The organism is Spirosoma sp., assembly GCF_026391055.1.
Taxonomy (GTDB): Bacteria; Bacteroidota; Bacteroidia; order Cytophagales; family Spirosomataceae; genus Spirosoma.
This window is the reverse complement of the sequence record NZ_JAPLET010000017.1, coordinates 329,976-344,868: the sequence shown is the minus strand read 5'-3', so window position 1 is coordinate 344,868 and position 14,893 is coordinate 329,976. Positions and strand designations below refer to the sequence as shown.

General features: G+C 49.0%; 10 protein-coding genes. 5 read left to right on the top strand and 5 right to left on the bottom strand.

Annotated elements, in window-relative coordinates; all coding sequences use genetic code 11:
- Positions 1–46 precede the first annotated feature (46 nt).
- Complete coding sequence (locus NT073_RS10200) at positions 47–1,012, top strand: Gfo/Idh/MocA family oxidoreductase (RefSeq protein ID WP_297372609.1); 966 nt, start codon at positions 47–49, stop codon at positions 1,010–1,012.
- 230 nt (positions 1,013–1,242) lie between these two features.
- On the opposite strand, the gene NT073_RS10195 is transcribed toward NT073_RS10200, so the two are convergent.
- The 3 genes from NT073_RS10195 to NT073_RS10185 all read right to left on the bottom strand — a co-directional run bounded on the left by NT073_RS10195 (position 1,243) and on the right by NT073_RS10185 (position 4,288).
- Complete coding sequence (locus NT073_RS10195; RefSeq protein ID WP_297372607.1) at positions 1,243–1,695, bottom strand: GNAT family N-acetyltransferase; 453 nt, start codon at positions 1,693–1,695, stop codon at positions 1,243–1,245.
- 153 nt (positions 1,696–1,848) lie between these two features.
- The gene (locus NT073_RS10190; RefSeq protein WP_297372605.1) at positions 1,849–3,957 is read right to left on the bottom strand and encodes a pentapeptide repeat-containing protein; all 2,109 of its coding nucleotides are present in this window, start codon (positions 3,955–3,957) and stop codon (positions 1,849–1,851) included.
- Positions 3,958–4,102: 145 nt separating this feature from the next.
- Entirely contained in the window at positions 4,103–4,288 is a 186-nt protein-coding gene (locus NT073_RS10185; RefSeq protein ID WP_297372604.1) for a hypothetical protein, read from the bottom strand.
- Positions 4,289–4,899: 611 nt separating this feature from the next.
- Here NT073_RS10185 and NT073_RS10180 point away from each other — a divergent pair.
- The 4 genes from NT073_RS10180 (at position 4,900) to NT073_RS10165 (ending at position 10,498) form a co-directional block, all read left to right on the top strand.
- Positions 4,900–6,069 (top strand): AIR synthase related protein, encoded by a 1,170-nt coding sequence (locus tag NT073_RS10180; protein WP_297372602.1) that lies wholly within the window; start codon positions 4,900–4,902, stop codon positions 6,067–6,069.
- A 66-nt stretch (positions 6,070–6,135) separates the two neighbouring features.
- On the top strand, positions 6,136–7,236 hold the full coding sequence (locus NT073_RS10175) for a T9SS type A sorting domain-containing protein (protein WP_297372600.1): 1,101 nt from the start codon (positions 6,136–6,138) through the stop codon (positions 7,234–7,236).
- A 214-nt stretch (positions 7,237–7,450) separates the two neighbouring features.
- Positions 7,451–8,716: a hypothetical protein gene (locus NT073_RS10170; RefSeq protein WP_297372598.1), complete on the top strand. Its 1,266-nt coding sequence runs from the start codon at positions 7,451–7,453 to the stop codon at positions 8,714–8,716.
- Positions 8,717–10,498, top strand: a complete 1,782-nt coding sequence (locus NT073_RS10165) for an endonuclease/exonuclease/phosphatase family protein (RefSeq protein WP_297372595.1) — start codon at positions 8,717–8,719, stop codon at positions 10,496–10,498.
- A 131-nt stretch (positions 10,499–10,629) separates the two neighbouring features.
- Here the strand turns inward: NT073_RS10165 and NT073_RS10160 are convergent, their stop codons facing one another.
- Positions 10,630–13,725: an efflux RND transporter permease subunit gene (locus NT073_RS10160; RefSeq protein ID WP_297372594.1), complete on the bottom strand. Its 3,096-nt coding sequence runs from the start codon at positions 13,723–13,725 to the stop codon at positions 10,630–10,632.
- A gap of 93 nt (positions 13,726–13,818) precedes the next feature.
- Complete coding sequence (locus tag NT073_RS10155) at positions 13,819–14,889, bottom strand: efflux RND transporter periplasmic adaptor subunit (RefSeq protein ID WP_297372592.1); 1,071 nt, start codon at positions 14,887–14,889, stop codon at positions 13,819–13,821.
- Positions 14,890–14,893: the final 4 nt, after the last annotated feature.

The window sequence follows — 14,893 nt, the reverse complement described above, 5'->3', positions numbered from 1 at the left end:
GTCGGTCAATTTATCCTATAACCAACTACTCCGTTACGCCTTTACCATGACTCGCTGGGGAATTTTAGGACCGGGCCGTATTGCCCATAAATTTGCACAGGACCTGCTTACGCTGCCCGATGCTCAACTGTATGCCGTTGCTTCAACTAACCTGCAACGCGCCGAAGAGTTTGCCAATCAATACAATGCTCCTCATGCGCTGGGTTCGTACGAAGAACTTTTATCGCTCCCCGATCTGGATGTGGTTTACGTGGCGACTCCCCATATCAAGCACCACGAAAATGCATTGATGTTGCTTAAGGGAGGGATACCCGTGCTGGGCGAAAAGCCATTTGCCATGAATGGTGAGCAGGTTCGCGAAATGGTCGAACTGGCCCGGACAAAGGGTATATTCCTTATGGAAGCCCTCTGGAGCCGGTTCATGCCGGGTGTGGTCAAAGCACTTGAGTTGGTTCAGGCAGGGGCCATTGGCAAGGTGGTTTCCGTAAAAGCTGATTTTGGTTTCAGGGCACCGTTTTCGCCCGAAGGCCGTCTGTTCGACAAAGCGCTGGGTGGTGGCTCGCTGCTCGATATTGGTATTTACCCGCTGTTCTTTTCCTACCTGATCTTGGACAAACCCCAAACGATCAAAGCGTCCGCTAGTTTTGGTTCAACGGGGGTCGACGAACAATGCGGTATGGTGCTTACCTATGCTGATGGACAAATTGCTTTGCTGGACAGTACCTTACTGGCAAAAACGGATTGTATCGGGCTGATTCAGGGCGAAACCGGCCAAATACGCGTTCACGGTCGTTTTCACGAAACGATGGCTATTTCGCTGGAGCCAGCCGAAGGCGAGCCTACCGTATTCAACTTTCCCCGCACCACCCACGGCTATGATTATGAAGCCAGTCATGTGATGGAATGTCTGGCTGAGGGAAAAACCGAAAGCCCGCTCTGGTCGCTCGACGACAGCCTCAACCTGATGGAACTGCTCGACGCCGTCCGGGCCGAAGCCGGTATTATCTATTAAACCTCCAGTCTAACCCTCAAAGGGAGCTTAGCATACGTCAATACCGTTTGCTAAAGTCCTCTTTGGGGGCTTTTCTCTATGATAGCCTGTTCGGTAAACGGGTATGCTGGAGCGATATAATCCGTATTTACTCAAAAGCGAGACTTGCAACCATTACACACTTATCCGGGTGGATTGTCAAACACTAACTTGGAGACGTATTGCCTGCCACCGGAGCACACCTAAACTTTTCAAAGAGGCAATTTCATTCCTTCGTGCGTTGCCTTGAACCCCAAATTCTCATAAAACCGTAAAGCGTCTGGTCGTTTTTTATCGGTCGTTAACTGTAATAAATGGGCCCCTCTTTCTTTCGCTCGACTGATAGCCCACAAAAAGAAGGCTTTGCCAATGCCCTCACTTCTGTGCTCTTTGTGAACTCTAACGGCTTCAATTTGTGCCCGAATACCACCTTGGTAGGTTAAATAAGGGATGAAGCTTAGCTGAAGTGTTCCAATAAGTTGAAGCTTGTCGTTCTCAACAACAATGAGTTCCTGATTTGAATCTCTGTCAATGTTTTCAAAAGCCTGATAATAGTTTGCAGGTAGGGGGTCGGTGTAAATTTCTCTCGTTTGTCCTAACTCATCATCAGCAAGCATTTGAACAATGGCTGGAACATCTTTGGCTTGTGCCTTTCTGAACATCATATTTTAGACAAATTATTGCGGTATCTCCATCCTCCGACATTCATCCCGCCGTCAGGATATGACCTGCAAATGTAAACGTTGACTTTTGGTGCATTCGCCCTGTTAGTTGAAACCCGGAATGGAAGCATAAAGTCAAAGTATTATATGCACAGATTATATTAAATTTTTCATAAGTTCTACTACTAAATCTATACCGATATTTTTGGCAATGTCGACCACCCAATTGCCTGCCGCTTTTAAGTGTTTGATAACTTGCTCTCCATCATTTTTCTGTGCCGCAATCTCGGCTTTAGCAACTTCTCCAATAGATTGATATTCTTCAGGCGTTTTTGCCTGAGCTGCCAAATGCTCTCTCAAAATTTTTAGCTGGGTTCTGATACCATCAAAATCTAAATTCTCTGGAAAAGAATTATTGATTTGTTGGAAACTGTGACCAGATGATATAGCTTTGGAGCCTACAGCACCCATTTGAGAATTAGTGATACTATTTTTGTCGCCCATGATGAATTCAATTGTAAAATTTGAATGAATGCCGAAATGTTCTTGGAAAGATTTTATGCGATTCTTTATTTGCAAAAGATAAATCTCTTCAAGGTTTGTGTTATTGTTTTCTAAAAGCAAGTTGGATTTAATTGACAACTCCGTTTTGTTATTGTATATATTAAACTTAAAGTATGTAATGGTATCATTCAATAATCTCTGTAAATTAAGTGATAAACTAGGAAAGTGATTATTTTCTTCAGTCGCAAATGATCTAAGAAAATCATTACTTGTTATTTCACTCAGTATTTCAGTAAGCTTTTCATCTTTTTCTTCATTTAGGCAATCAAAAAAATACTTAGATAAGGTTTTGAATAAGTCTAAATCTTCGTCTCTAAGCCAGACTACTTTAATTCTAATTTCATTTGATCTTTTTTGACTCGAATCAACCTCTAAAGAAGTTTGCACACCATTTGTGAATAATTCGATCCAGTCGGATAGGTTTTGAAATATTTTTTTAAATAAAAGAAAATTTCCTGTTGTTCCTTTAAGAAAGTAAGAAATGATAGTAACATTCGTTTCGAATTCGCAATCTCGAAAGAACAGTTTGCCATTTTTTTCAAGTAATCTAAGTAATTCTATTTGCGTTTTACTTATCCAAGACACCTTTGTATTTTCAAACAGTATATAGCCATTGATTTTGTGTTCTTTTATATTGAAATTTGTTTGCCTTGTGAAAATCTTATTTGATGATGAACCTCTAAATGAAATTCGCCCATCAGCATGTAGTGATATATTGTCAAAATCCCCCATTCCGAACACTGATTCAATGAATGATAGCTCTGAATTAACAGTTATGTTTCTAAACAACGATTGATTCAAAACAGTATTATTAAATGAACTATTTTTATTGAATATTGTCCCTTGAAACTCTACTATGTTTTTGAACTGTGCATTGGAAAAGTCTACGTTGTCAAATGAAACAATATTTTTTTTACCATTTTGAACCCTTTCATTAAATAACACTTTGTTTTCAAATACGACAGATCTGAAATCAGCATTACCTTCTTCAAAAGTTGATCCATTGAAAATTACATGCCTTTCAAATAGGGACGCTGTAAAGTATATATTATGTTTGAATTGTACCAATTGAAAATTTACATCACTGTACTTGCCCAAATATTTAGTATCAGAAAAATTGGCTTGTTCATTGAAAATAGATTCTGTAAAGCTCAAGTAGCTGTCTCTGTATTCAGCTATAAATTCTGAATCATTAAAATAAACAGGCTTATTAAATGTGCAATTATTGATCCCTGTTCTGTTATAAAACTTAGATTTATTGAAATGGGCAGACGCGTTAAATATAGACTTATGAAAATCTACTAAATTTTGAAATATTGAATTCCTGAAATCAAGAAAGTCTTCAAAAATGCAAAATTTTATCTGTAAAGGTTTAGTGAAACTGCGATTACTTAAATCAATAGATTTGTTGATATTACCAACAAGTGTAATGTTTAAAATGTCAATTGATTCTATACGACTATCCTTCTCACAAAGATTAATAAAGGCTAAAAGATAACCGTGAAAATTAGTCTCCCTTTTCCATTGCAAGTTTTTGCTGTGAAAAATGCATAACTGGTTGCTATCAAGAGGTAGTTTTTTGAGGAGAACTTTGGCGCTAAAAACTGTATCATCCCAGGATAAAAATTGATCCTCGTAAGTGCAGGTCTCTTTATGTGAAAATTTACACATTACTATAAATATGTATTTTTTTTCTACCAAGCATTGAAGCCATTAGGGTTGATGGTGAGCGAGTCACTTAACTAAACAAACTCACCTGAACCTCTACACCCTCATCTAGTTGGCTTGCAAAATCTCCTGCGGGACGTGCCCCCTGTCGACGGAGAGCTACCCCATGCGGAGCGATTTATTTGTTTTCGATACGAATACCACTTTTACCGTCTTTACCGGGTTGCCCATTTTCCGCTGCTCCCTTGCCACCTTCCCCACCACGACCACCTAGCAAGCTCGTTTTCTTATTTTGCGTCAAGGGTTTGGTGGGCTGACAAGCAATTGCTACTATAGACAACAGCAGAATGATCAGTTTCTTCATAATTGAACGTTTGTAAAATCTTTGCCCTGTGGGGCGTTTCTTGTGTCAACCGAAACCTGGAAATGGAGGCAAAAAACTAGCTTCGGTAGCCTGCGATCTGTCGACCTAAACACGCCCTGTAAGCCCATTTTGTTGTTTTCACCCAATAAACCAAAGGATACAAAGTGGCTTGGTGAGTTTCAATTGATAATCAATTAGATGTGGTTAAGTACTGGCAAAAGTTGATTTCATCGTGGCGTAGTAATTATGTAGCAATCCTAATTAATTAGGTTTACTAAAACAAGGCCGATCGCGTATAAAACTTTTATTTCTGCGGTTACTGAAGACAGAATGACAAACAGGCACAATCGTTTATTGCTTGCCTAAGCCGATAGGCAGGTCGCCTGGCTGAACAAACAGCCTCTTACAAGTAAAAACGGATCATCTCGGATTGATTCAGGAGGAACGGGGTCAGCTACTTGTACGCGGCCGTCTTCGCCAAGATGATGACCCTATTGCCAGAACCTGTCGGAGCAGAAAAGCCCTGGCTCCAAGAAGGGTTTATACGAACCAGATACCGTCTGGTAAAGCCTGCTTTGGGGGTTGGGGGCTTTTATCCTTACCTTTGCAGCATGACAGATCGTTATGCCCAGCGCGGAGTTTCCGCCAGTAAAGAAGACGTTCACAACGCCATTGCCCAGCTCGATAAGGGGTTATTCCCCAAAGCTTTTTGCAAAATTGTGCCCGATACGCTGGCGGGTGATCCGGATTTCTGTACCATTATGCATGCCGATGGGGCCGGTACGAAGTCATCACTGGCTTACTTGTACTGGCGCGAAACCGGCGACCTGAGCGTCTGGAAAGGCATTGCGCAGGATGCCGTCGTGATGAATACCGACGATCTGATCTGCGCCGGAGCCACCGGTCCCATGTTGCTCTCGTCGACCATCGGCCGCAATAAGAACCTGATTCCCGGCGAGGTCATTGCCGAAATCATTAACGGTACCGAAGAGGTACTGCAAATGCTCCGCGATCATGGTATTGAAATCTATAGCACCGGGGGCGAAACCGCCGACGTTGGCGATCTGGTGCGCACGGTCATTGTCGACAGTACGGTCATCGCCCGAATGCGTCGCGACCAGGTAATCAGTAATGACCGAATTCAGGCTGGTGATGTCATCGTTGGACTGGCGTCGTCCGGTCAGTCAACTTACGAAACAACTTACAACGGGGGGATGGGGAGCAATGGACTCACCTCGGCCCGCCATGATGTACTGGCTCATTACCTCGCCGGGCAATACCCCGAGAGTTTTGATCCAGCCATTGACAAGTTATTGATATACAGTGGTTCTAAACGGTTGACGGATAGCGTGTCGACCGGTGCTGCCGACACGACGGTTGGTCAACTCATCCTGTCGCCTACGCGCACCTATGCGCCCGTTGCCAAACGGCTTCTGGATGAACTTCGGCCGCAGATTCACGGGATGGTTCACTGCTCGGGTGGGGCGCAAACGAAAGTGCTGCACTTTGTCGATAACGTGCATATCATTAAGGATAATCTGTTTCCAATTCCGCCCCTGTTCCAATTGATTCAGTCGGAGAGCGGTACGAACTGGCAGGAGATGTACAAAGTATTCAACATGGGACATCGGCTGGAGATCTATTTGCCCGAAGCTCATGCACAGCAGGTTATCGACATCTCGCAATCGTTCGGCATCGACGCACAGATAATTGGGCGGGTCGAAACTTTTATAGGTAAACAGGTAACCATACAAAGTGAAGTCGGTCAATTTGTTTATTAGGTGACTTGTGGGTTTTATTAATACCTTGCAAAAGCCTTGATGTGATAGACGCATTGAGGCTTTTGTATGAAGAAAGCTCTCTTCGTTGGCCTGCTCTTGTGGTTAGTGGGAATTGCACATGTCCGGGCACAAACAACGCCATTTACGGCCAACTGGACGTTTGAAGGTAATGATAACGGGACCACATCGAGCGGACTGGTCACCGCATCGGGCGTTACATATACAGGTGTAAATCCACTGGCCGTCAATCCCTATACAGCGGGCTATGTCAATTTGGGTGTTAACGTACAGAACTGGTCAACTTCAGTCTGTAATCAGACCGAATACGTTCAGTTTTCGGTTCAGCGCCTTGGTACCGCTACAATTACGCTCACGTCGCTATCCTTTGCCTTCGCCCGCTCAGCGCAGGGACCAACACAGTTGACGGTTCGATCAAGCGCCGATGGGTTTGGTAATGATATCTATTCGCAGGGCATCACAACAAACTATCAGGTGGCGTCGATAGCATTGAACGGGGCTGGCTTTACCAACCAGGAAGGCCCGGTAACGTTTCGCATTTACGCCTGCAACCCAACGGCCGGGGGCGGCACACTTAAGCTGGATGAGATTCAACTCAATGCCAGCGTACTACCGGTCACCTTACTATCATTCAAAGCAATACCTCAGGGCGACCGTGTTCAACTGGCCTGGGAAACGGTAAGTGAACGTAACGCCAGTCACTTCAGAGTTGATCGTAGTCCGGATCTTGGTGAGTATGTTTACGTTGGCGAGGTTGCTGCCGGGGGGAATTCCAATGAGCGGCAATATTATGGGGTAACGGATATGAACCCCCGCCCCGGCATCAATTACTACCGGCTTACTCAATTGGATGCTGATGGTACGGCGCACACCTACAAGCCCGTCTCGGCCATTGTTCGATCGTCTGACCCGGTAGTAGCCGTGTACCCAAATCCGGCCAGCCCCGACCGAATTCACATTAGGCTCTGGAATGCTGATACGGCCGTAATTCGCTTACTATCGGGTGCGGGTCAGACAATGGAGGGACGGCTGGAGCGCAGACCGGGCGAAGCCGCCCTGCTCTTTGCGCAACCGTTGCCGCAGGGCGTATACTCGCTGGAAATCCAACTAAACGACAGTCGACAGTTCATTAAGGTGCTTGTACTGTAAGTATTGGCTGGTAGTCTATCCGTGTGGAAATGACCGGATAGTCAGTTTTTACCGGGAAACGGGCGTCAGATCAGAAACTTAATAATTACGTAACGGATACGGATGTATTTTTGGTTGTAGGGGGCCGCCGGCCGAGTGGCCGGAGCCATGCGGTCCCCTATAGTAATCAACAGACAAGAAAAATTAAATTACAGTGTACTAATTCTACTCAACGATGAAACATGTTTTACAGGTGCTTTTAGCTGCTTCTGTGTGGCTAATGACCGTTACTGGCTTTGCCCAGACAACGCTGGTCCAATGGAATTTTGAGGGAGCACCCGGCTCGCTGACCGCTGCTGCTGCATCGACAATCACCGCCGATAATGCCGCTTTCGGGTCGGAGGTAACCAATGTCACGTTTGTAGCCGGTAATGGGGGAGGCCGGGCCTATACCGGAACGGGTTGGAATGTGACAAGCCCGGATGCCAACAAGTATATCCAGATTAGCCTCGGGCCGGTGGCCAGTTATACCATGGCCCTGTCGCAACTGAGTTTCGATGAGCAGCGGTCCGGTACGGGGCCAACAACGTGGGTGTTGCGATCAAGTCTGGATAATTTTACCGCTGATATCAACACAACGCCAACATCGACTACCTCGCCTACGTCAAATGGTTCATTTACATCGCGGGTAGTGTCGCTGAGCGCCAATACTGCCTTTCAGAATTTAAGTGCGCCTATCACCTTTCGGATTTATGGCTACGGGGCCAGCGGGCCGGGTGGTACCTGGCGATTTGACAATATTCAGGTGAGCGGCACCACCGGCCCCAGCGATCCGACAGCACCACTTCTTTCAGTTATACCGGGTTCTCTGCCCAGCTTCGCTACGGTGCCCGGTACACCGTCAACGGCAAAATCGTATACAATATCCGGGGTCAATCTTACGGGTGATCTTACCATAACTGCCCCAACGGGCTATGAAGTCAGTAAAGACAACGGTACCAGTTACGCCACCGTGCAGACGTTGACGCAGTCGGGCGGGACCATTGCGTCTACAGCCATCAGTGTCCGGCTTACGGGGGCGGGCAGCGGTGCCGTGAACGGCACAATCACAAATGTGGCCGGTGCTGTTTCTCAAAATGTGACAGTGAGTGGAAGCGTCGATGTGTCGAACGGACCTGTGTCCATCGCTACAGCTCGGGGGCAGGCCGGTACAACGGTTATCATTCAGGGGCGCGTAACAGTGAGCAGCCAGTTTGGTGGCAAGCTGTTTTACATACAGGATGCTACCGGCGGTATCGCCGTTTACGACCCTACCACGAGCTACGGAAACCAGGTGCAGCTCGGCGACCTGGTGCAGGTGAGCGGACCGGTGGCGCTTTTTCAGGGGAAAAAAGAAATCAACGGCGTTATTACCTTTTTAAAGGTCAATGATACAAATCAGCCCGTTACTCCTCAGGTTATTACGGTAACACAGCTTACCTCGGGTGCCTTCGAAGGGTAGTTGGTAACGGTTCAGAATGCAACCATTGGCGGCTCGGGTGCAACGTTTCAGGGCGGAGCCGCCGGGACGTATCCACTGACAACCAGCGATGGAACCGCCGAGTTGTTTGTAACGAGTGCCTCCGATCTGGTGGGGGCTACCAAACCTACGGGTGCCCTGACCGGTACGGGTATTGCCGATCGTTACATACCGACCGATGCGTCGAAGAATGTCGTTCAGCTTAATCCCCGCGCCATCTTCGATATTCCAGGTTCGGAAGTGCCCCCGCCACCACCGACCATTACGACCTGCCCGGCCAATCGCGTCATTACCGACAATGACCAGACATTGAGCGTAGTAAGCTGGAACCTCGAATGGTATGGTTTTGATGGCGGTTCGTACACCTGTACCAATGGCTCACGAACGTACGCCGATAATGGTCCGACGAATGAGACGCTTCAGGCGCAGAATGTTCGCTCCGTAATGGACGCGTTCAACGCCGACATCTATATCTTGCAGGAAGTGAGCGATAAAAACCTGCTGGTGACCAATACCCCCGCCGGATACGCGCTGAGCTGTTCCGATCAATACACGTCGTACTTCTTTCAGGACTTATGCGATGCCAACGGAAATCCGCAGGGGTTCAATCCAACGAGCCTTAACCAGAAAGTCTGCGTAATGTACAAGACAAGTGTTGTTTCAATGATTCCCACCGAAAGCAAGCCATTGCTCACCGACAAGTATAGTTATACCGCAACACCACGCAGCGATGCCTGGGCGTCGGGTCGGTTGCCGTACCTGTTTGTGGCAAACGTAACCATCGACGGGCAGACCCGGAAACTGTACATCGTTGATATTCACGCCAAATCCGGTTCTGCACAAGCCGACTACAACCGCCGGAAACAGGATATCATTGATCTGAAAGCTGAACTTGATGCCAATTATGGAAATGTAAGCCTCATTATGGCCGGTGATTACAATGACGATGTCGATCAGTCCATTGCTGCCGGTAATCCGTCGTCGTACGCTAATTTCGTGAGCGACCCCAACTATACCGTTATTTCCAGTGAGTTGAGCAGCAGTAACTGTAACACCGATGCGAACTTTACCGATGCCATCGACCACATGACGGTATCAAACGAACTGGCGTCGTCTTATGTAGCCGGTTCGGTGGCATCGGTTCGGCCAGCCGTTGTCAATTACGCCCTGACAACATCCGATCACTATCCAACCTTCGCCCGCTTCACACTATCCGGTCCTTTACCGGTGCGCCTGACTTCCTTTACTGCAAAGGCAGTTGGCGAGACGGTAGGCATATCCTGGACAACGGCCAACGAAACGAACAGTGCTTATTTCGAGGTAGAGCGAAGTGCCGATGCACGTGAGTTCGCATCTATTAGCCGGGTAGCGGCTGCGGGTGATGCTCAAGCAACGAAAAACTACGGCCTTGTCGATGAACATCCCCTGAGCGGTACCAATTACTACCGGTTGAAACAGGTTGATTTGGATGGCAAGACGGCTTACTCCACAATTGTGTCCGTCGTAATGGATAACCTGATGCCCGCTATGGAACTGCTGGGGAATCCGATCGACAATCAGGCGATCCGGGTGGCTGTTCGTAACCTGCCGAACGCTGTCTATCGCCTAACGACCCTTACCGGACGTGAGCTTCCTGTGCAGAGCCAAACTCAGGCGGATGGGTCGATGGTATTTACGACGGCGCAGGTACTAAGCCCAGGTGTGTACCTATTGCGTGCTAATGCCGGAGCTACCCGAATTGTGCGGAAAGTGGTAATACGGTAAGGCCGTAGTACCGGCCGTACCGGCCTGAAGAGGAACTGTTAGAACATACACCCGGCCGGGACGGTTCGACGGTCGGTACTACAGAAACGACAAAGCGTGCCCTAGTTCAAACCGGGGCACGCTTTGTCATTTTAAGCTAAAACCGGCTCCTGTTCAACCTGGTTAATCGCTTTTACCTCAACCCTCGGCGGCAGGAGTTTATACAGTACCGGCGTAACAATCCGGGAAAGGAGCGTACTGGATATCAAGCCGCCAATTAGTACCCACGCAAGGGGAGAATAGAGCGGATTGCCTTCAAACGCTAGCGGCATCAGTCCGCCAATGGCCGTCAGGGAGGTTAAAACGATAGGAACAAATCGTACTTCGCCCGCTTCTTTGATGGCTTCGACCAGGGGCAAGCCGCCTTCGCGTAGCTGATTGGTGAAATCGACCAGCAGAATCGAGTTCTTGACCTCAATACCAATCAGGGCAATCAGGCCAATGATGGCCACGAACGAAAACGGATTGCCCGTCAGCAGCAGGGCCGCAATGGCTCCAATAATGCCCAGCGGAATAACCGACAGCACAATCAGCGTACTTTTTATGGTGCCGAACTCCAGAATCAGTACAGCCAGGAAACCGAAAATCGTGATCAGGATAATGGTCCCAAGACCACCAAACGACTGCTCCCGGCTTTCCAGTTCGCCCGCGGCCATGTAGCGGAAACCGGCGGGAAACTTCATGGCGTCCAGTTTTTGCAGCACATCGGTGTAGACATCATCGACTAGGAAGCCCGTTTTGACGAAGGCCGTTACGGTTACAAAACGATCTTTGTCGTAATGCCGGATGAGGTTGGTGCCCGTCTCGAATTGCAGGTCGGCAACCTGACGAAGGGGCACGGCGCCACCGGTTACGCTATTGATGTATAAGTTGTTGAGTACAGACGGGTCTGTTGCTGAAGTGCCGGATCGTCGCCCTTTAGGCAAGGTAACATTGATCGTGTAATCGTCATCGTCGTCCGGTGCTTTGAAAGTGCCGACGTTCAGCCCCGCAATGGCCAGGCGGATGGTGCGGTTAATATCCGCAATGGACAGGCCTAACAAACCCGCTTTCTCTTTATTGATCCTGACGCGGAGGTCCGTTTTTCGGTTGGCCAGCGGGTTGTTCACATAAATCGTACCCGGCGTTTTTTTTAGAATGGTTTCCACTCTGGCGGCCACCGTTCGCAGGGTGTCCAGATTCTCGCCAAATACCCGAATGGCTACCGGCGCTTCCTGATTGGGACCCTGCTCAAAATCCTTTACTTCAATTTTAGCGTTGGGGTACAGCGCAAACTCATCACGGTATTTATCGATCAGGGCTTGCTTTTCGGGCGGTGCTACGTCATTGAGCTGTACGTAAAACTGCGAGAAGTTAGCCGATTCATTCCGCTGAATGATGTTGTAGTAAATGCGGGGGTTGCCCCGGCCAACGTTCGTCGTAAAGTGCCGGACGGCGGGGTTGCCTTTCAGCTTGCTCTCGACATATCGCGCCACCCGGTTCGTTTCGCTCAGGCTGCTGCCGTCGGGCGTTTCGATGTTGATCAGAAACTGCGGCTTTTCGGAAGCTGGGAATAACCCGAAGCCTACTTTACCCGCCAGCGACAAGGCACCGCCAAAAATAGCCAGCGCCACCAGCAGCGTGACCACCGGGCGAGCCAGCGCCACATTGAGCAACCGGCTGTACGACCCGCTGATGAGCTTTTTCAACGCCCGCATAAAAATGTTTCCCTGCGGATTGTGTTCTTCTTTCAGAATACGGCTCGACAAAAACGGCACGATGGTAAGCGAAACGACCAACGAGGCCAGAATGGTGGTCACGACCGCCATTGGCAGCGACCGGATAAAATCGCCGGAAGCTTCGGGCAGAAAGAGAAGAGGCAAAAAGGCCAGAACCAGCGTAACGGTACAGCCGATGACCGCCAGCGTAATCTGACTGGTGGCTTTAATCGCGGCTTCCTTTTTTGAGTACCCGGCGCGCAGATACCGCTCAATGTTCTCAACAACCACGATGCTGTCGTCCACCAGAATGCCGAGCGCCACAATCAGCCCGACAATGCTCAACTGATTGATGCTGTAACCAAACGCATTGAGCAGCGACAGACCGATAGATAAAGAAAGCGGTATGGAAATCATAACAACGACAGCTGCCCGAAAGCCCAGCGGTAACAAGGTGAGCGACACCAGCAAAATGGCGATGGCAAAATCGAGCGCAAAGTGCGACAGCCGTTTGTTGACACTGGCTGCCTGGTCGAAATTCTTGACCAATTTGATATGGGATGGGAGAGTTTTGCTGAACGCTTCAATGATCGGGTTAATCTTCTTCCCAACCTTATCGATGTTTTCGCCCATTTTCTGACTGGCCGTTACCAGTACGGCCCGGTGACCGTCGAGCCGGGTGATGTGCGTTTCATCTTCGAGGTTATAGTCGACATCTGCAATATCACGCAGGTAAATAATCTTCTGCCCATTGCTCGACACGATGGTGTTCCGAATCTCGTCCAGCGACTGGTAATCGCCGGCCGTTTTAATGTTAAATTTCCGGCTGCCTACCTGAACGCTGCCACCCGGAATGTTTACATTTTCAGCTTGCAGTGCGCCCACAACACGGTTTGTCGGGATGCCTTCCTGCGCCATCTTTTCAATGTTGAGCGATACGCGGACAATACCGGCAGCATACCCCCAGTCCTGAACGTTCTTCAGGCTCGTAACTTTTTCGAGCCGTTTCTTCAGGTCATCGGCATAATTGCCCAACTCTTTGTCTGAGGCTACTTCAGATTGCAGGGCCACCTGCACAATGTTGACGTCGGAGGGCGAAAATTTGAGGATGTCGATCTTGAAAATATCGGATGGGAGTTCCTGTTTCAGCGCGCCCACTTCCCGTACCACTTCCTGGTATTTTTCGTCGGGGTCTTCGCCGTACTCGTAGGAAATCCGGAACACGGCCAGCCCATCATCTACGCTGGTGATGACGTGTTTGATATTATCGAGTTCGTTGAATCGTTTCTCGGCCGGGTCAACGACCAGTTCCTCCATGTCGAGGGCATCGGTACCGGGGTAGACGACGGCTACCGAAAACTCGGGAGCTGTAAATTCGGGGTCTTCACCCCGAGGCATGTTCAGCAGGGAGTTAACGCCGAGCGCGGCCACTCCCAGAAACAGCACTAGCATAAACTGCCAGTTCTTGACGGAAAAAGATGATAGGTTCATGATTCTCAGTGTAGCTCTGTGTTAGCTTTGTGCATCTCTGTGGCACAGTTATTACACTGAGATTCACAGAGCAACACAAAGATTAGCAAAGGATTATTTGACAATAACAGTCGATTCTTCGGTAAGGAAGGCGGAACCTGCCGTAACGACATCTTTTATACCGGCCAGTCCGTTGGTCACCAGTACCTTGTCGCCATCCAGATAGCCAATTTGTATGGGTTGCTTACGCACATGCAGCGGTTTTGAACCGGCATTTTCCAGCACATACACAAAGCCCTCTTTGCCATTGCCTTCCACGATAGCTTCGACGGGCACAACGGTATACGTGCCGCTTTGAGCCGGAACCAACGTTACTTTGGCAAACAGGCCGGGCGCGAATCGGGCCGTGCCGGGGTCGATGCGTACTTCCACTTCGTAGAGCTTGTTGACCGGATCGGCGGCCTGTGCCAGCTCCGTAACGGTACCGTTAAACGTTTTGTCGGGGTAGGCGTCGAGGCTGATACTGGCCCGGTTGCCCATACGAAGCCGTGCCCAGTCTTTGTCGGATACGCCCACGCGCACGACCCAGTCGCTCCGCCGGTTCGAGGAGATCAGGTAGACCGATGCCCCTGCGCCCACAAACTCACCGGCATTGGTTACCTTTCGGGTTACGGTTCCATCTACCGTTGAGCGGATTTGCGCGTAGTTGCGGTTAAACTGGGCGATGGTCAGGTTCTGTTTCGCGACGCTGGTGCCAGTCGTTGCGTTCTGGAGTTGTTCGAGGGTAGCGGCCGTGTCGGCATAGAGGCTTTTCACGCGACTCAGGTCACGTTCGGCTTTTTCATTGGCCAGCTGCGCCTGACTGACCTGGGCGTTAATTTCGGTGAGGTCGAGGGTGGCGAGCAGTTGCCCTTTGCGAACGGACTGGCCTTCCTCCACAAACATCCGGTCGATGATACCGCCAACCTTGAACGACAGTCGGGCTTCCTGCGCCGAGGAAACCAAACCCGATGCGATTATGGGTTCGGCCCGAACCACAGTAGTCACGGGGGTCAGTTTAACGGGAATAACGACATCATCGGCAGACTGGGTTGCCTGATCGGCGGGAGCTTTATCGGCTTTGCTGCTGCACCCCCACGCAACAACAGCGAGAGAGAGCGAGAGAAGAATATATATAGGTTTCATGGGG